This is a genomic window from Streptomyces sp. NPDC023573, from assembly GCF_055559735.1.
Genome location: NZ_JBVHKB010000001.1, coordinates 737868 through 756418, shown reverse-complemented (window position 1 = coordinate 756418; position 18551 = coordinate 737868). Strand labels below are relative to the sequence as shown.

Genomic DNA, 18551 nt, shown 5'->3' with positions numbered 1-18551 from the left:
ATGACAACACTGCGAACCGACCATCGGACAGCGGGCGGATCCGGCTGGGGCCCGCGGCGCAAGGCCCTCGTCATCGGCGCCGGGATCGGCGGGCTGACTGCGGCCGTCGCGCTGCGCGCGGCGGGCCTCGACGTCGAGGTCTACGAGCGCGCGGGCGAACTGCGGGCCGCCGGATCAGGGCTCTCCGTGATGAGCAACGCCATCGCCGCCCTGGACTCGCTCGGCCTCGGCATCGACTTGGCCAAGCGCGGCAGCGTGCTGGAGTCGTACCACGTCCGCACCGCCAGGGGCCGCCTCATCCGCGAGTTCCCGTTCCCGGAAATCATCGGCAGGCTGGGCGTACCCAGTGTGCTGATCACCCGCTCCGACCTCCAGCAGGCCCTGCTCGACGCCGCGTCGGGTATCTCGATCACACTCGGTGCTCAGGCCACCGGATACGAGAGCCAGGCCGACGGAGGCGTACGCGTCCGCTTCGCGGACGGCACCGATGCGCGCGGGGACGTCCTCATCGGCGCCGACGGCTTCAACTCGGTGGTCCGCCGCCAGTTGACCGGCCCCGAGGAGTCCATGGACAGCGGATACATCTGCTGGCTGGCCGTCGTCCCCTTCTCCCACCCCCACTTCGCACCAGGGTCCGTCACCCACTACTGGGGCAGCGGCAGCCGTTTCGGCCTCGTCGACATGGGAGGCGGACGCCTGTACTGGTGGGGCACCAAGAACATGCCCACCGAGGAGTCCCACGGCTGGAAGGGCTGCAAGGCCGACGTGCAGCGGGCCTACGCGGGCTGGGCCGACGTCGTCCAGGAAGCCGTCCGGGTCACCCCCGAGGAGGACATCCTCGCCGTGCCCTCCCGGGACCGGGTCTTCCTGGAGCGCTGGGGCGAGGGCTCCGTCACGCTTCTCGGCGACGCCGCGCACCCGATGCTCACCAGCCTGGGCCAGGGCTCGTGCATGGCCATCGAGGACGCCGTCGTGCTCGGCCGCAGGCTGGCCGGTGCCACCGATCTGCCGGCGGCGCTGCGCCGCTACGAGGACGACCGCCGTGAGCGCACCCGCGCCCTGGTCGCCGCCTCCCGCGCCATCAGCACCTTCGAACAGTCCGAGAACCCCGTCCGCAGGCCGGTCCGGGACGCCTACTTCAAGTTCCTGCCGAAGCGACGGCTGGCCCGCACCCTGGAGAGCGCCCTCACCTACCCCGCCGTCACGCCCGACCGGCCCGAACAGAAGGAGCGACCATGACCTACCGATCGGCGAAGTTCCTCCCGCCCGGGGACAAGCACGTTCTGGTGACGGGCGCTTCCTCGGGCCTCGGCCACACCTGCGCACTGCAGTTGGCCCGGGTCGGCTTCCAGGTCTTCGCCGGCGTCCGCAGGACGCGTGACGGCGAAGAGCTGGCAGCCCTGTCCCCCTCCGGGCGCATCCGGCCCGTCCACATCGACGTCACCGACGAGGAGTCGGTAGCCGCCGCCGTCAAGGAGGTCGCCGCGGAGACCGGCCGATCCGGGCTCTGGGGCCTCGTCAACAACGCTGGCATCGCGGTGTCCGCGCCGCTGGAGTGCGTCACCCCGCAGCGGATGCGGCAGCAGCTCGACACCAACGTCATCGGTCAACTGACCGTCACCCAGGGATTCCTGCCGCAGCTGCGGCGCTCCGGTGGGCGCATCGTCAACGTGACCTCCGGCCTAGGCAGCGTCGCGCTGCCCTTCCTCGGGGCCTACGCGACGGCTCAGTTCGCCAAGGAGGCGATGTCGGACGTGCTGCGGCGGGAACTGCGCGGGGCCGGTGTCGGCGTCTGCGTCGTCCAGCCGGGGGCGATCATGACGCCGATCTGGGCCAAGCTCACGGCCGGCGCCCGGAGCGACTTCGACGACCTTCCCCGGGCGGTCAGCGAGCCCTACCGCACCGCGTTCGGACACTTCCTCGACGCGAACGAGCAGCAGACCGCGACCGGCACCAGCGCCGAGGACTTCGCCCGTGCGGTCTACCGGGCGCTGACGGCCGCCGAACCCCGAACCCGCTATCAGGTGGGCAAGGACGCCCGTTCCTTCCACATCCTCAAGCGGGTGCTGTCGGATCGGGCGCTGGACCGGCGCTTCCGGGTCCGTACCGACTGACCGCTCCGATGCCGGGCCGGCGGAACCACCGCGTCCCGCCGGCCCGGCGTACCGACGTCCCGACCGTTCTGCCCCTGGAGGCAACCGCATGACCACCGCCCGGTCCGTAAGAGCAGCCGCCGAAGCGGCACAGGACCTGCTGACGCGTCACCGAGCACCACTCGAACGTGCCGTCACGGCGATCCGCACCAGGGAGTACTGGTCCCCGTACCCGGACGAGGCCGCCGCCTACGGAGAGCTCGCCCGGACGGCGGGCGACGAGGCCTTCCACCGGTTACTGGGCCAGGAGTTCGCCTCGGACCAGCCGGGCCGGGACGGTTCGGTCGGGCCAGGTCCCGAGGACGGCGGCGAGTCCTCCCCGTACGGATTCGGACTGGGCATCACCTACGCGCACGCCGACCCCGACGTCCTGCTGCCGGCCATGGAGGCCGCGATGGCGGGATGGCGGGAAGCGGGTCCGTGGGGACGCGCCGCGGTGTGCGCCGAGATCCTCCGACGGATCAATGCGCGCTCCTTCGAACTCGCCTACGCGGCCGTGCACACCAGCGGCCACAACTTCCTGATGGCCTTTCACGCCGGAGCCGTGCACGCCCAGGACCGGGGGCTGGAAGCGGTCGCCTACGCACTGTCCGAGCAGACCCGGATGCCCACCGAGGCGACCTGGAGCAAACCCATGCCCGACGGCCGGGTGTTCTCCCTGGCCAAGACCTTCACCGTGGTCCCGCGCGGGGGGAGCCTGGTGGTCGCCAACCGGGTCTTTCCCACCTGGAACGGCTACCCAGGCCTCTTCGCCTCGCTGGCCACCGGCAACGCCGTGCTCGTCAAGCCGCACCCGGGGGCCGTCCTCCCGCTCGCGCTGACCGTCCGCATCGCCCGCGAGGTGTTGCGGGAGTCCGGCTTCGACCCGAATCTCGTCGCGCTGGCCCCCGAACGTCCGGGGGAACGGCTGGCCGCGACCCTCGCGCTCCGTCCCGAGGTACGCATCGTCGACTACGCCGGGACATCGGAATTCGGCGAGTGGCTGGAGGCCAACGCCCGGCAGGCCCGGGTCTTCACCGCCAAGTCGGCGGTCAACTCCCTTCTCGTCGAGTCCACCGCCGACTACCGCGGCATGCTGCACAACCTCGCCTTCTCGCTGGCCCTGTACAGCGGCCAGCTGTGCACCAGCCCGCAGAACCTGCTCGTACCCCGTGGCGGGATCGCGACGGACGAAGGCCACCGGACGTACGCCGAAGTGGTGCGGGACCTCGCGGCCACCGTCACCGCTCTGCTCGCTGAGGACACGTCCGCGATCGCGGTGCTCGGTGCGCTGGTAGGGCCCGACGTCCTGGAGGACGTCGAACACGCGGCCTCCGGCGCCATCGGGCCGGTGGCTTTGGCGCCGCGTACCGTGGCGCACCCCGACCACCCGCAAGCGACCCTGCGCACCCCGGTCCTGGTCGCGCTGGACGCCTCCCGGGAGGAGAGCCACAAGACGTTCGGGCGGGAGTGGTTCGGGCCGGTCGGCTTCGTGGTGGCCGTGGACTCGGCCGCGCACGGGGCCGAGGTGCTGGGCGCCGTGACCCGGCGGGCCGGTGCGCTGACCGTCGGCGTCCACACCACGTCTCCCGAGGTCGAGGCCCTTGTCGCCGAGGTGTGCGAACGCGCCGGGGTGATGCTCTCGGTGAATCTGATGGGCGACTGGTTCATCACTCAGTCCGCCGTCTACTCCGACCTGCACGGCACCGGCCTCAACCCCTCCGGCAACTCCGTCTACTGCGACGGCGCCTACGTGGCCGAACGCTTCCGCACCGTAGGAGTGCGCCGCTACGGCGACGCCCGCTGACCGCCGCCCCGGAGGGGCTTTGGCCCCGACCGCACGGACCGCGCCGGCACCACCGGCCCCGACGAGGAGAGCCCTCTGTCCAGCACTCTGCCCGCTCTGCCCCAGCGCGGAAGGGAATCCGAGACCCGTCGTGTGTACGAAGCGCTCGACTGCGCCTGCACAGGCGGGAGCGCCCTGATGCACGTGGTCGGCCCCCGGGGAATGGGTAAGACCAGGATGCTGCAGGAGGCGGCGGAGACCGCGCGCAGGCGGGGATTCCGCCTGCTGCGCGGGGAGACCCCGGCAGCCACGCCCGGTGACTCCGTGCCCACTCTCGTCGTTGTCGACGAACCCTTCCGCCCCGGCAGCGGGCTGGGCCGAGAAGGCCCTGGCCCCCGCCCGTTCAGCCACACGGTGTGGATGACGGCCTCCCCGGCGGGCACGCCTCCGCGCCGGGCCGACGGCATCGACGTGTCTCCCTTCCTCTGCACGACGCGCCTGGTGCTGGGCCCGCTGTCCCGGGACGCCGCCCGTGAGCTGGCGTCCGACCTCCTCGACGCGCGGCTCGACGGACCGCTGCTGCGGCTGCTGGAACAGGTCGGCGGGCACCCCGGACTGCTGATCGAATTTGTGCGCGGGCTGCAGGAGGAGGGCAGCGTGCGGACCGTGTCCGGGGTGGCCGAACTGGTCACCTCCCGCGTTTCGGAACAGGCCGGCTTCTACGTCCGGGACACCCTCGCCGTTTCCTCCGGCCTCTGCCGTCAGTTGCTGTGCCTGATGGCCGTGCTGGACGACGGGTGCAGCCCCAAGACGCTGGGCCGACTCCTGGGCACCTCCACCGCCGCCCTCATCCCCGTGCTGGAGGAGGCGTACGCGACCGGCCTGCTCCATGACCAGGGCGGGGCCCCCGCCTTCGTCAGCCTGCTCGCGCGCTGCCTGGTTGCGGAAACGGTCCCCCAGGTGCTGCGGACCGCGTTGCGCCGCGAGCGGGCCGCCCTGGCCGGGCCGACGGCGCCCCCGCCGCCCCTCGACGAATTGGCGGGCCCCGAGCTCGATGAGCGGCAGCGCCTGCTTCTGCGGCTGGTGGCCGAGGGGCTGACCAACCAGGAGATGGCCGGACGCCTCCAGCTGTCCCCCCACACGGTCAACTACCACCTCCGCAAACTGTTCCGGACGTTCGGCGTGGGCTCCAGGATCGACCTGCTCAACGCCGCCGTGCGGGCAGGCGTCCCCGTCGCTCCGGACCTGCGGGACCCGGACCCGCGCTGATCGCACCGCACCCGCCCGATTCCGTAACCCGTATCCCTGCCCGACGGAGAGACGCTGTGACCGATCTGGTTCTGCCCCGTACCTGGCCGCACCACGACGCCCCCGCTCCCCAACACCGCTCCGGATGGCTGCACGACGCCCTGGCGCACGAGCCGGATGACGGCCGTTCACCGATGCTGGAGGATGAACTGCGCTGCGACGTCTGCATCGTGGGCGGCGGTTTCACCGGCCTCTGGACAGCTCTGGAGATCGTTCGCAGGGCTCCCGGTACCGACGTGGTGCTGATCGATGCGGACCTTTGCGGCAGCGGAGCGAGCGGCGCCAACGCCGGCTTCCTGATGCCGATGTGGGCACGGTTCAGCAGCCTCGTCGCCCTCAGCGGCCCGGAGGAGGCCCGCTGGATAGCGGAGGCCTCGGCCCGGGCGGTCGACGAGATCATCGACTTCGCCGACGAGCACGCCATCGACATCGGGCACCGGCGCGGACCGTGGCTGCTCGCGGCGTCGTCCCCGGCGCAGCGCGGCTCCTGGCGGCAGACCCTGGAGGACCTGCACCGCGCCGGCGTCGAGCCACTGCACCAGGTCTCCGTGACCGAGGCACGCGAAGCTGTCGGCGTCGAGAGCCACTACGGCGGATTGATCGACCCGGGCTGCGCCACACTGCAGCCCGCCGAGCTCGCCCGCGGGCTGCGCCGGGTCGCCCTGGACGCCGGGGTGCGCATCCATGAGCGCACCCCCCTGCTCGCCCTGCGCCCGGGCCCGCGGACCCGGGCGGTCACCCCGTACGGGAGCGTCCTCGCCGACAGGGTGGTGCTGGCCATCAACGCTTGGGCGTCCTCCCTGGAAGACCTGGGCCGCACCATGGTGACCATAGCCAGCGACACCCTGCTGACCGCGCCGATCGCCGACGAGCTGGACGCCCTGGGATGGGACGACGGCACCTCGGTCTGCGACGCCCGGCGGCGGCTGAACTATTACCGTAGGACACCGGACGGCCGACTGCTGTTCGGCAAGGGCGGTGCCGGGATGGCCTATGGTGGCTCCGCGCCGAGCACCCAGTGGGGGCCGCCCCTGCGGATGGCCGAGATGCGCCGCCACCTCGTTCGGCTCTTCCCCTCCCTCGCCGACGCGCCCGTGGCCTCGTCATGGACCGCCCCCGTCGAGTACTCCGTCACCTCACTGCCCTTCGCGGGCTGGCTTCGCTCCGTCCCGAACGCCTGCTACGCGACCGGCTACTCCGGCGACGGGGTGGGGCCCTCACGGCTGATGGCCCGAATACTCGCCTCGTTCGCCCTCGGCGTTACCGACGAGTGGAGCCGCTCGGCCCTGGCCCGCACCCCGGGCGGCTGGATACCGCCGGACCCGCTGCGGTCCGCCGGAGCGGGCATCCTGCTGCCCGCGCTGCGCGCCGTAGAGAACCATGAGGACCGGGGCGGGCGGACTCCCGCCCTGCTCAAGCGGCTCGTCTCGACCGATCCCTCCGCCTTCCGTGCCGGCCGGGGCGGCAAGCGCTGACCGGGGCCGCTTGCAGCCCCGCCCTTGTCCGCGCCCATAAACCGCCCGCGCCACTCGCCCGGACCTCGCTCTGCGGCAGACGCGGTCCGCCGTACTTCGCCCAGGGGCAACATGGGCTGGCACGGGGAGTGCAGTCTGACGGCGCAGCGGCCACCAGGTGATCGTTGACGGCTTCGCCTGTGCGCGCGCTCTCCGCCGAGCCGGGCTGGGCAGGAGTGGGTCGAGGCTGTCAGAGCCGGGCGGCACGCAGGGGAGAGCCTGACAGGACGAAAGGCTGAACTTCCTCTCATGCGACGCGTGCCTGTGAGGCAGGCGATGATGCCCGCCGCGAGGGCGGCTCCGGCCACCATCCGGAGGGCGGATGTGAACCCGGGCCTGTGGTCGAGGCCCGATAGCCGCTCGGCCCCGCCGTGATCTCGGCTGCTCGGTTCGACGGGCGCGGACCGCGGTCGTTTCCACCCGGCGGCGTGCCTACCATTGTGCGGTTGGCATCCGGACCCGGCCTCCAGGTCGCCTGCCAGTGCAGATGTCGCCGGGGTGCCGGGTCCCGCGATGACGCGGAACCCTCCGTGCCGGTGAGATGCAGAGAATCGGAGTGAGGCATGCAGAGGCGGGCGCTGCTGGGGCGCGAGACGGAGCGTCGCGCGCTGGCTGCCCTGGTCGAGCAGGGGGCCGCCGGGTCGGGCGGCGCGACGGTGATCACCGGAGCGCCGGGGGTCGGCAAATCGGCGCTGGTCGCGGAGGCCGCGGCTGCGGCGGCGCGCGGCGGGACCCATGTGATCACTGCTGTGGGGGTCCAGTCGGAGGAGAACCTGCCCTGTGCCGGCCTGCACCAGCTGGTTCATCAACTGCGGGACGGAATCGACGACTTGCCGGAGCGCCAGCGTACGGCGCTGCTCGCAGCCGTCGGGCTCGTCGACGAGGCCGTCCCCGATCTGTACCTTGTCGGCCTGGCCGCGCTGACTTTGCTGACGGACGCGGCAGCAAAGGCGCCGCTGCTGGTGGTCGTCGAGGACGCCCACTGGATGGATCATGCCAGCCTCGACGTGCTCGGGTTCGTGGCGCGGCGGATCGAGTCCGACCCCCTCGTCCTGGTCGCCGTCACCCGGCGCCTCGATGATCGCCTCAGCACCGCCGGCCTGCCCGTGCTGCACCTGGGCCCGCTGACGGATGAGGTGTCGGGCGAGGTGCTGGACGCGGTGGCCCCCGGCCTGGGACAGCAGGTCAGGCGGCGGCTGCTGGAGGAGTCCGCCGGAAACCCGCTGGCGCTGACCGAGCTGCCGGTCGCCCTGCAGTCGGTCGGCGGGGCGTACGCACTCAACCCGGGTCCGTTGCCGCTCACCGCACGGCTGGAGAGGACCTTCACGGCACGGGTCTCCCGCCTTCCGGCCGACACCCATACGGTTCTGCTCCTCTCGGCCCTCAACGGTGACGGAACGATGGACGAATGCCTCGCCGCGGCGACCCGGATGCTCGGAACGGTGGTCGAAGTCGCCGCTCTCGAGACAGCGATCGACGCGGGTCTGGTCGAAGCCCAGGGGCTGGCCTTCAGGCACCCGCTCATCCGCTCGGCCATGTACCACGCCGCTACCGCGGCGGAACGGCAGACCGCACACGCCGCTCTGGCCGCCGCGCTCCAGGGGCAGCCCGACCGGCAGGCATGGCACCGTGCCGCCGCCACAGCGGGGCCCGACGAACGAGTAGCACGGGATCTGGACTCCACTGCCGGCAGAGCCCTGCGGCGGGGCGGTGTCGCCGCAGCCCTCGCTGCGCTGATGCGGGCGACGGAGCTGACAAGGGATCCGTCCGCGCGGGCGGACCGGCTGCTCCGGGCGTCGGAGCTCGCGCTTGAGTCGGGCCAAGGAGAGGTCGCGGCACTTCTGCTGGCCCAGGCGCGCTCACTGGACCTTTCGGTCCGGGACCGAGGCCGTGCGGCCTGGGTGAGCATCGCTCTGGCCGAGGGGACACGGGGCGAGGGCGCCGCGACCGCCGAACTGGCCGAGCTGGCGGTCGAGATCGCCGCTGGCGGCGAACCGACACTGGGCCTGCGCATGCTGTGGGGAGCGGTCCTGCAATGCTTCTGGGGAGAGCCAGGGCCGGCCGCCCGCGAGCGGGTCGCCGCGGCCGCCGACCGGATGCCCGTGGATACCGACAACGCCGACCTGGTCGCTCTGCGGGCGTACTCAGCCCCGGTCGAGCGCGGGGCAGGGGTCATGGAAGGCCTGGCGGGGCAGATGGAGCGCTCGTCGGAGAACCCAGAGGGGGACCAGCTCCTGGGGGGCGCCGCCGTGACGGTGGGTGCTCCCGCCCTGGCGAGCAGGTTGACGACGAGGTCGCTGGACGCCCTGCGCGCGCAAGGCAGGCTGTCGATGCTGGCCCGCGCCCTCTGCGTCCAGGCAGGGAGCGCAGCACGGCTGGGTGACGTGCGCGCTGGTCACCTCGCCGCGGAGGAGGCCGCGTCACTGGCCCGCGAGACCGGTCAGCCGCTCGTGCACGCGATGGTGAACGCCATCCGCGCGCAGCTGGCCGCCGTCAGCGGCGACCCTGCGGCGGAGGCATGGGCGGCGGAAGCCGAGCGCGCGGCCCTGCCCAGCGGAGGGCGTCCGGTGCTGGCCATCGTGCAGATGGCCCGCGGGCAGGCGGCGCTCTGCCAGGGCCGCTACGGCGACGCGTACGGGCACCTGCACCGTGTCTTCGACCCGGCTGACTCCGCCTTCCACCCCTGGTTGCGCTTCTACGCGGTCGCGGAACTGGTCGAGGCGGCAGTGCGCAGCGAATCCCCGGAGGTGGCGCGCAACCTTGTGCAGGAGCTGACCCCGCTCGGGGAAGCAACTTCTTCCCCCGCCCTGCTCTGCGGATTGCGACTGGGCCGGGCCCTGCTGAGCCCACAGGATGCCGCCGAGCCGCTCTACAGAGCGGCCCTCGACGCCGTCCCGACAGAATGGCCGTTCGAGCGGGCGCGTGCGTGCCTCGCCCTCGGCGAGTGGCTGCGGCGGCACCGGCGGCCCGCGGAGTCCCGAGCCTCCCTGCAGGCCGCGCGCGAGATCTTCGACGCCCTCGGCGCGTCGGCATGGGCGGAGCGGACTCGGCAGGAGCTGCGCGCCGCGGGCGCCTCGTCCCCTCGCCAGGATCCGGCCGCGGTGGACCAGCTGACCTCCACCGAGCTGCATGTCGCACAGCTCGCCGCGCAGGGTCTGACGAACCGGGAGATCGGCGAGCGGTTGTACGTCTCGCCCAGGACGGTGAGCACCCATCTCCAGCGGATGTTCCCCAAACTGGGGGTGACGTCCCGCGGCGAGCTCGCCGCGGTGCTGGGCGGCACGATGACGTACGCCGAAGGCGCGCGGTCATGACGTACGCCGAGGACGCGGCGTCATGACGTACGCCGAAGACGTAGTCCGACGGACGCGGTCCCGCCTGCTTGTTTCCTAGGTTTGCGCCATGCCCGGTTCGCACACGGCGGACGGGCGGGAAGGCACACCATGGGAACCATCACCGTCGGAGCCGAGGGCTCGACCAGCGTCGAGCTCTACTACGAGGACCACGGGACGGGGCAGCCGGTCGTCCTGATCCACGGCTACCCACTGGACGGGCAGTCGTGGGAGAAGCAGACCGATGCGCTGGTCAAGGCCGGCTACCGCGTCATCACCTACGACCGCCGTGGCTTCGGCCGGTCGAGCAAGACCACGACGGGCTACGACTACGACACCTTCGCCGCCGACCTGGACACCGTACTGACGCAGCTGGACCTACGGGACGTGGTACTCGTCGGGTTCTCGATGGGCTCGGGCGAGGTCGCCCGCTACCTCGGCGTCCACGGCTCGCAGCGGGTGGCGAAGGCGGCGTTCCTCGGTTCGCTCCAGCCGTTCCTGTTGCAGACGCCGGACAACCCCGCCGGTGTGCCGCAGGGCGTCTTCGACGGCATCGCGGAGCAGGCAGAGGCCGATCGTTACGCCTGGTTCGAAAGCTTCTTCGTCGACTTCTTCAACACCGATGAGACGCTCGGGACGCGGCTCAGCGAAGCCGCGCTGCGGGCGAACTGGGCCACCGCCATCGGCTCGGCGCCCATGGCGGCGTACGCGTGCGTCCCGGCGTGGCTGACGGACTTCCGGGCCGACGTGGAGCGCATCGATGTGCCATCGCTGATCCTGCACGGGACCGCTGACCGCATCCTGCCGATCGACGCCACAGCCCGCGAGTTCCGCCGCCGCCTGCCCGACGCGCGCTACGTCGAGATCGACGGCGCTCCGCACGGACTGCTGCTCACCCACGCAGCCGAGGTCAACGCAGCTCTGATCGACTTTCTCACCACCTGAAAGCCGGTGTCTTTCGCTCTGCACGCCACGGAACACTCGAACAGGATTGGGCACCGCTCATGAACGCAATCATGGAAACGGAGGCCACTGCCCTCGTTCCGGCTTCGTCACGGACCCGGCACCTCGCGTCGGACGCTGACTGCGACGCCTTCGTCAAAGACATCTACGACCAGTACGGCCATCTGCTCGTCCGGTACGCCACGCGGCTGCTGGACGGTGACTGGCACAAGGCGGAGGACATCTTCCAGGAGACCGCGGCCCGCGCCTGGAAGCACGCCCGCTTCCTGGGCAGCCGCAACGAACGCCTCAGACCCTGGCTGTTCACCGTGGTCAGGAATCTCGTCATCGACCACTACAGGGCACGCCAGGTCAGGCCGCTGGAGCTCATGCCCGTGGAGGAGCTGGACGCATCCAGCGACAGCACGGCATCCACGATCAACTCCCACGTGTTGGTGCAGGCCCTGGGGGAGCTGAACGAGCAGCAGCAAACCGTCATCCGCCTCATGTACTTCCTGGAATGCAGCGTAAATCAGGCTGCCGAGCACCTCGGCATACCGCCCGGCACCGTCAAGAGCCGTGCGTTCTATGCCGTGCGGGCGTTGCGCAAGGCGCTGGAGAAGCAGGGGATCCTGGGGGTGTAGCCGCCCCGAGGCGCGTGCTCTCCCATGGACCCAGGAGACGTACGAGCCTCCATGCAGTGGTGTGCCACCACCGTCGTGCGGCTCCTCGCCGTTCGGACGCCAGGCGTGCTCAGACATCGCGCGAGCACGACCCGAACTGCGCGCCGGCGGACGGCACCCTCAATGAGTGCGACCGCAGGGCGGAGCACATGGCGCACACACACCGGCGCCGCGGTGAGGGCGAGCGGATCGTCACCGATCCCGAAGGCCGGCCCTCTGCGGATCTCGCAGACCTTGCCGTGCCGGGCTCAGGAACTGATCGCCGCGCGCTCCCACCGCCTCATCCGAATCCGCGAGCGCCAGGACGTTCCGATCGTCGAGCGCACCTGCACCGGTGCCGGCTCCTGGGCCGCCGCCCGCTCGACGGCGGGCTGTCACCGACCGAACGGACGCTGAACCGGGCACTCGCCCAGGCCCGCGCTCGTGTTGCACGGCACCACGGGGCCACGGGGCGTCGCCAGCCGGAAGCCCCGGCGGATTCTCCGCCGGGGCCGCCACAGCCCGAGCCGCATGACGTACATCGCCGCCGTGGCCTCCGCCTTCGTCGTTCGCGCCGGCGGGCCTACCAGATCCTGATCTTTGTGATCTTGTGGATGGGCTCGCCGGGGACATTGCCGAAATGCCACTTGTCCACGGTCGCGCTGGTCGCAGACGCGCCCAGCCTCGGTACGTACTCCAAGGTGACCTTGTTGTCTCCGGTCCAGATCTGATCCACGCCGTAGATCGCCACGCTCTGCACGCCCGCGTTGGCGAAGCAGAGGGAGCCGCCTGCGTTGTGAAGCGACAGGAGACCCAGTCCATTGCAATCGGTGCGGTTGATGGCGGACGCCGACGAGGCAGGCAGCACGACGGCCATGGCCCCGGCCGCCGCTACTACCGCGAGGCGTGTGATGAAGCGCTTCACCGGTGAGTTGTTCCTTCCATGAGGGGGGAGGTGCCGCCGAGGGCCGTAGCGCACGGCGGCATCGCAGGGACGCAGGCGCGTCCAATCAGCGCAACGTGGAAAAGCGCGCCCCCGTTCACCACATGAGTGCCTTACTTCGAGGGAGGTCGCGATCTTCCTCGGCCGTTCACGCGCCCGATTCAGGCGGACAGGATGGGCCACAGCGATCGCTGGGTGTCGTGTCCTGCGGCGTGAGGCCGACGGAGTCCGGTCGGCGGGTCCGGGCGCGGGGCGAGGGATGAGCCGGAACGCAGCCGGCCACGTTCACGGACGCGTGGACAGGCGAGCCCGAGCCGGGGAACGGCGACCTCCGGCAGTATCCCGCGCGCTCGATTCGGAATCATGTGTCGGACGAGCTGAACCCGCGGAGGGCTTTCGCCGTTCCTGGCCTCGGGCTCATCACGCCTCACAGAAACGAGCTGCTGCACGTTTCTGCGAACGGCAGTCGCCGACGGCCGCGCCCAGGACGCCGGTGCCACTCACGAAAGGACCGCACTTCATGCCGGTCATCAACAACTCTCTGCCGAAGCGCGACCGCGAGTCCGCAGGTGCGGCACTGCAGGCGACTCTGGTCGACCTTCTCGACCTGTCCCTGGTGGCCAAGCAGGCTCACTGGAACCTGTACGGCCCGCGCTTCCGCTCGGTCCACGTCCAGCTCGACGAGGTCGCCACCATCGCCAGGAACCACGCCGACACGGTGGCCGAGCGTGCGGCCGCCTTGGGCATCAGCCCGGACGGACGGGCCGCGACCATAGCGGGAACCAGCGGGGTGCCCGCCATTCCGTCAGGCTGGACCAAGGACAGCGACGCCGTCGAGGCCCTTGCGCACGCGCTCTCGGCAGTGACCGGGAGACTGCGTAACCGCATCGTCGAGATCGGCCCGGTGGACGTCGTCACCGAGGACCTCCTCATCGAACTCACGGCCGATCTTGAGAAGCAGAGCTGGATGTTCCAGGCGGAGAACCGGTCCTGACCTCCGCAGACCGGAATCCGCGTTGCCCGGGCCCGACGGCTCGCGACCATTTCGTCGGGCACCCGTCCGCGCCCCGCACGAGCGGTATGTGAACAGATTTCATGGCCTGCGGCGATACGTGAACCGATGTGACATTCAGCCCGTTGAGTGAGCGAACGGCTGTCGTCCGGAGTGGAGAAGAACATGGTCGTCGAAGGAACGAGCACTGCCCGGTTCGAACCGGTACGAGCGGCGCTGGCAGCGCACCTCGAAGCCGGCGAGGAGGTGGGGGCATCGATTGCCGTCGATGTGGACGGGGTCATGGAAGTCGATCTGTGGGGTGGCCACGCGGATCGAGCGCGGACGTCGCCGTGGCAGCGGGACACCTTGGTGAGCATGTGGTCGACCACGAAGACCCTCACCAATCTCGCGGCCCTCATCCTCGTCGACCGGGGCGCACTGGATCTGCACCGTCCCGTGGCGCACTACTGGCCCGAGTTCGCCGCCCGGGGAAAGGAACACATCGAGGTGCGGCACGTCCTGTCCCACACCTCGGGACTTTCCGGCTGGGAGCAGCCCTTCACCATGGAAGACCTGTACGACTGGCCTACCGCGAGTGCCCGGCTGGCCGCCCAGGCCCCGTGGTGGGAGCCGGGCTCCACTTCGGGCTACCACGTGCAGACACAGGGACAGATGGTGGGAGAGCTTGTCCGGCGGGTCAGTGGCCGGACGCTGACGGAGTTCGTCGACACCGAGATCGCCAAGCCGGCGCAAGCCGATGTCCAGATCGGTGCGCGTCAGGCTGACTGGCCGCGCATCGCCGAACTGGTGGCCCCCTCGCAGCTTTCCGGGATACCCACCGGCCTCGATCCCGAAGGGATCTTCACCAGGACGTTGCTCGGAAGCCCCGCCCGTGACGAGCACGTGGACACACCGCAGTGGCGCTCCGCGGAACTCGGAGCAGTCAACGGCCACGGCAACGCACGAGGTATGGCCCGTGCTCTCTCCGTCATCTCACGGCGCGGCCAGGTGAACGGCCTCCGGCTTCTCTCCGAGGAGACAGTGGACACGGTGCTCGATGTACAGGCCGACGGTGTCGACCTGTTCCTGGGCGTCCCCGTCCGCTGGGGCATCGGCTACGCACTCGCCGACCCTAGGACGATGCCGCACATGCCCACCGGCAACATCTGCTTCTGGGTCGGCCGGGGCGGTTCGATCGTCATGATGGACCTCGACCGGGGCGTCACGTTCGCGTACACGATGAACCGGGTGGGCGACGGGATCCTCGGCTCGGAACGCACCCACGACTACATCAAGCACGTCTACGCAGTCCTGGAATCCACCGACTGAGGCGCGCAGTCCCTTGCTCGGCAGGACGTGCGCGGAGCTGTCGACCGGTGGGTCAGGCTGCCGTCTCCCCGAACGAGCAGCACATTTTCGGGTGAACCGGTCCGGCCGTCCGGTCGTCGTACGAGACGAAGCACCCTCCGCTCCCCGGTGACCGGCCGAGATCGATACCTCGGGGCCACTCGAGCCGCAGACCCGCAGCCGCCTCCCGTGCCGCTGCCGCCGCCGGCCACCAGCAGTCCGATCCGTGCTGATCACACAGCACGGGCGGACGTAGGCGAACCCGAGCACCGGCGAGGTGACCGGGGCCCTGCTCCTCGGGCGCACCAGTCCTGCTCAGCCCGCACGGTCCGTCGAGGACCATCAACCAACCAAGAGGAATTTCACTCATGCGCATCGCCCGTCCGGCCCGTCCGAGTCGCAGATCCGCGCTGCTCGGTGTCACCGCGGCCGTAAGCCTGTCCGTGGCCGCCATCACCCTGCCCACCGCAGCCGGCGCGGCACCCAACCACCCTGTACGCCCAACGATCGTGCTGGAACACGGGGCGTTCGCCGACGCCGCGAGCTGGGACGGTGTCGTCGCCCGGCTTCAGCGCGCCGGCTACCCGGTGGTGTCCGCCGCCAACCCGCTGCGCGGTCCGGCGACCGACGCCGCCTACCTGCGCAGCGTCGTGGAGAACATCGACGGGCCCGTCGTCCTGGTCGGTCACTCCTACGGCGGCACCGTCATCAGCCAGGCCGCCGTCGGCATGGAGGGCAAGGTGAAGGCACTCGTCTACATCGCCGCGTTCCTGCCGGATGCGGGCGAGAGCTCGCTGGGGCTGACGAACAAGTTCCCCGGCAGCACGCTCGGCCAGGCCATCGAGTCCGTCAACTACTCCCTGCCCGATGGCGGTCAGGGCGCGGACGTGTACATCAAGCCGGAGAAGTTCCGCGACCAGTTCGCCGCGGACGTGCCGGCGGACAAGGCCAGGCTCATGGCAGCCGGCCAGCGCCCCGTCGCCGCCGCCGCACTGGAGGAGAAGTCCACCCAGGCCGCCTGGAAGACGATCCCCTCCTGGTCGCTGGTCACCACGGAGGACCGCAACATCCCCGTGGCCGCCCAGCGCTTCATGTCGGCCCGCGCCAAGGCCCGCACGACGACGATCGACGCGTCGCACGCGGTGTCCGTGTCGCGCCCCGAAGCCGTCACCCGCATCGTCGAGCAGGCTGCCCGCACGGTCCGATGACCGCCGGCCCCGCCCTGTCGCCCGACGCCCCTCACCGCACCCGCGACACCGTTCCCGATCGTGCACCTCACCATCAGACGCATCCACACCGGAAGGCAGAAACCACCATGGCGTTCATCACCGTCGACCAGGAAAATTCCACCAGCATCGACCTGTACTACGAGGACCACGGCACGGGGCAGCCGGTCGTGCTGATCCACGGCTACCCGCTCGACGGCCACTCCTGGGAGAAGCAGTCCGCCGCACTCCTGTCGGCCGGCTACCGAGTGATCACGTACGACCGGCGCGGTTTCGGCCGCTCCAGCCAGCCCACCACCGGTTACGACTACGACACCTTCGCCGCCGACCTGAACGTCGTCCTGGAGACCCTCGACCTCAACGACGTCGTTCTGGTGGGCTTCTCCATGGGCACCGGCGAGGTCGGCCGCTACCTGGGCACCTACGGATCCGCCCGGATCGCCAAGGCCGCCTTTCTCGCCTCCCTCGAACCCTTCCTCCTCAGGACCGACGACAACCCCGGCGGCGTCGACGGCACCGTCTTCGAGAACATCGAAGGCGCCGTCACGGCTGACCGCTACGCCTACTTCACCGAGTTCTACGAGAACTTCTACAACCTCGACGAGAACCTCGGCACCCGGATCAGCGAGGAGGCCGTCCGCAACAGCTGGAACGTCGCCGCCGGGGCCTCCTCGTACGCCTCCCTGGCCTGCGTGGCCACCTGGTCCACCGACTTCCGTGCCGACCTGCCCAAGATCGACGTACCGGCGCTCATCCTGCACGGCACCGCCGACCGCATCCTGCCCATCGAGGCCACCGGTGAACTCTTCCACCAGGCAGTCCCGGATGCCGACTACGTCGTCGTCGACGGCGCCCCCCACGGCCTGTTGTGGACCCACGCCGAGGAAGTCACCGACGCCCTGCTGGCGTTCCTCGCCAAGTGACCGGCGGCCGGCACCCCACCTGGGGGGCCGATGCTCGCCGTACTGACCTACGCACACTGGCGGCGTCGTCGAGCCGCGGCGACCGGGCCGCTCGGTCCACCGACAAGTGGCTGACTCGGTCGCAAGGGCTTGCGGCCGACGGCCGAGTCAGCGGCACCGTCCAGTGGAGGGGATCGGGAATTGACCCAGAAGCACGCGTCACACGTCAAGGGTTCCCCGGGGCACGAGAGCCGGGAGATCGTCGAGCACCTGACCATCAGCGCCGAGACCGGGATGCCCATCCACCTCTACGAGCCGCGGAGCCCGGGCAGCATCACCCCTCGACGATGATGGTGCCTATGGTCGATCCCGGGCCGGGCCCTTCCGGACGGTCGACCTTCCACCAACCCAGCACGTCCTGGTACTCCGGCTGTGGGATCGCACGTCCCTCGGCAGTCATCAGGCGTCCCTGATACGCCTGGGCGTAACGTGCTCGAACCGAGTAGACGCCGGGTTCGTCGGGAACAACGAGGTCGCACGAGACACTCACCCACTCCGCCGGACCTGGGTTGTCTTCCGCCAGGGCCTCGACGTGCGTGCCGGCGTTGACCACCTTCAATCCGCCCCCGCTGCGCCGCATACCGTTCCATACCGACGCCTGGGCACGATCCTGGCCCGCCAGACCAACGATCACCTGATTGATGGCGTTGCCACACTCCGAGCAATCGTGCAGCACCTCGAAACCGACCTCGTGCGAACCTCCTTCGCGGACGTGTACCACTTCGGCCTGGCCATCGATCCTCACGTTGCGGATCTTGAACCGAAATCCCGTCCCGCCCTCGTACGGCTCGACCATCTCGGTGTCGGGAGTGAGAGCCGTGGTTCGGTAGACATCGCTGTGACTCACCTTGTCGGTCATATGCCGAGTAAACAGGGGGCCACTGACAACGGCGGGCCTTCGACGAGGTTGAGACGTCAGCGTCAGAACACAGCTGCTCAGCCGTCGTTCGGTACGTCACCGCGTCGGTGCCTGCCGGCTGACGACCCGCTTCAGACGGCAGCCGACTCGTCCTCGTTTCCGTCCAGTTCCGGTGCGTCCGGATCGCGTGGCGGTCGCAGGGCGCCTGCGGCCGGGGTGGAGGCGGTGAAGGACGTGGTAGCCGCCACGGTCACGTTCGACTGCGCATCGACACCGGGCGGTCTACTTCGCCGACTCACATGGCCCTGGCAGCGCAGCGCAGCGCGGCACCGACGAGAACGGACGAGAACACCAACGGGCTCGACCGCCAGTACATTTCGAACGGCCCCCTGAGAGGGAACAGCTGCGCCGTCTTCGCCACCGGATCGGGGACGTACCACCTCATCGGCTGACCGACGGCGACTGAGGCGTCCGGTGCCGGTGGGCCGACGGTCCCGGCCGCGATGTCAGTGGGCGTCTCTAGCATGACCGATGCCGGAGCGTT

General features: G+C 70.4%; 16 protein-coding genes. 13 read left to right on the top strand and 3 right to left on the bottom strand.

Going from position 1 to position 18551, the window contains the following annotated elements; genetic code table 11:
- The 8 genes from ACZ32T_RS03490 (at position 1) to ACZ32T_RS03455 (ending at position 11658) form a co-directional block, all read left to right on the top strand.
- Entirely contained in the window at positions 1-1239 is a 1239-nt protein-coding gene (locus tag ACZ32T_RS03490) for an FAD-dependent monooxygenase (RefSeq protein WP_467365144.1), read from the top strand.
- On the top strand, positions 1236-2114 hold the full coding sequence (locus tag ACZ32T_RS03485) for an SDR family oxidoreductase (RefSeq protein WP_467365142.1): 879 nt from the start codon (positions 1236-1238) through the stop codon (positions 2112-2114). The genes ACZ32T_RS03490 and ACZ32T_RS03485 overlap by 4 nt, the downstream gene beginning before the upstream one ends.
- Positions 2115-2202: 88 nt before the next feature.
- Positions 2203-3939, top strand: coding sequence for a phenylacetic acid degradation protein PaaN (gene paaN / locus ACZ32T_RS03480; protein WP_467365140.1), 1737 nt, complete (start codon positions 2203-2205; stop codon positions 3937-3939).
- A gap of 75 nt (positions 3940-4014) precedes the next feature.
- Positions 4015-5187 carry a LuxR family transcriptional regulator gene (locus ACZ32T_RS03475; protein WP_467263384.1) on the top strand — a complete coding sequence of 391 codons (1173 nt, stop codon included), beginning with the start codon at positions 4015-4017 and terminating at the stop codon, positions 5185-5187.
- Between the two features lie 56 nt (positions 5188-5243).
- Entirely contained in the window at positions 5244-6701 is a 1458-nt protein-coding gene (locus ACZ32T_RS03470; protein ID WP_467262492.1) for an NAD(P)/FAD-dependent oxidoreductase, read from the top strand.
- Between the two features lie 602 nt (positions 6702-7303).
- The gene (locus ACZ32T_RS03465) at positions 7304-10054 is read left to right on the top strand and encodes an ATP-binding protein (RefSeq protein WP_467365138.1); all 2751 of its coding nucleotides are present in this window, start codon (positions 7304-7306) and stop codon (positions 10052-10054) included.
- A gap of 129 nt (positions 10055-10183) precedes the next feature.
- Positions 10184-11017, top strand: a complete 834-nt coding sequence (locus ACZ32T_RS03460; RefSeq protein WP_467262490.1) for an alpha/beta fold hydrolase — start codon at positions 10184-10186, stop codon at positions 11015-11017.
- A gap of 59 nt (positions 11018-11076) precedes the next feature.
- A complete protein-coding gene (locus ACZ32T_RS03455) occupies positions 11077-11658 on the top strand; it encodes a sigma-70 family RNA polymerase sigma factor (protein ID WP_467365135.1) in 582 nt (193 codons plus the stop codon).
- A 601-nt stretch (positions 11659-12259) separates the two neighbouring features.
- Here the strand turns inward: ACZ32T_RS03455 and ACZ32T_RS03450 are convergent.
- Positions 12260-12601 (bottom strand): beta/gamma crystallin domain-containing protein, encoded by a 342-nt coding sequence (locus tag ACZ32T_RS03450; protein WP_467365133.1) that lies wholly within the window; start codon positions 12599-12601, stop codon positions 12260-12262.
- A 538-nt stretch (positions 12602-13139) separates the two neighbouring features.
- Between ACZ32T_RS03450 and ACZ32T_RS03445 the strand changes: the two genes are divergently transcribed.
- The 5 genes from ACZ32T_RS03445 to ACZ32T_RS03425 all read left to right on the top strand — a co-directional run bounded on the left by ACZ32T_RS03445 (position 13140) and on the right by ACZ32T_RS03425 (position 17439).
- Positions 13140-13613, top strand: a complete 474-nt coding sequence (locus tag ACZ32T_RS03445; protein ID WP_467262485.1) for a Dps family protein — start codon at positions 13140-13142, stop codon at positions 13611-13613.
- A 147-nt stretch (positions 13614-13760) separates the two neighbouring features.
- Positions 13761-14942 (top strand): serine hydrolase domain-containing protein, encoded by a 1182-nt coding sequence (locus ACZ32T_RS03440; RefSeq protein WP_467365131.1) that lies wholly within the window; start codon positions 13761-13763, stop codon positions 14940-14942.
- A gap of 386 nt (positions 14943-15328) precedes the next feature.
- Positions 15329-16168: an alpha/beta fold hydrolase gene (locus ACZ32T_RS03435; protein WP_467365128.1), complete on the top strand. Its 840-nt coding sequence runs from the start codon at positions 15329-15331 to the stop codon at positions 16166-16168.
- 107 nt (positions 16169-16275) lie between these two features.
- On the top strand, positions 16276-17109 hold the full coding sequence (locus ACZ32T_RS03430; protein WP_467365126.1) for an alpha/beta fold hydrolase: 834 nt from the start codon (positions 16276-16278) through the stop codon (positions 17107-17109).
- A gap of 180 nt (positions 17110-17289) precedes the next feature.
- Positions 17290-17439: a hypothetical protein gene (locus ACZ32T_RS03425; protein ID WP_467365124.1), complete on the top strand. Its 150-nt coding sequence runs from the start codon at positions 17290-17292 to the stop codon at positions 17437-17439.
- Here the strand turns inward: ACZ32T_RS03425 and ACZ32T_RS03420 are convergent.
- Together ACZ32T_RS03420 and ACZ32T_RS03415 are read right to left on the bottom strand one after the other, a co-directional pair.
- Entirely contained in the window at positions 17423-18007 is a 585-nt protein-coding gene (locus ACZ32T_RS03420) for a hypothetical protein (protein WP_467262476.1), read from the bottom strand. The genes ACZ32T_RS03425 and ACZ32T_RS03420 overlap by 17 nt on opposite strands.
- Before the next feature lie 131 nt (positions 18008-18138).
- Complete coding sequence (locus tag ACZ32T_RS03415) at positions 18139-18261, bottom strand: hypothetical protein (RefSeq protein ID WP_467365686.1); 123 nt, start codon at positions 18259-18261, stop codon at positions 18139-18141.
- Positions 18262-18551: the final 290 nt, after the last annotated feature.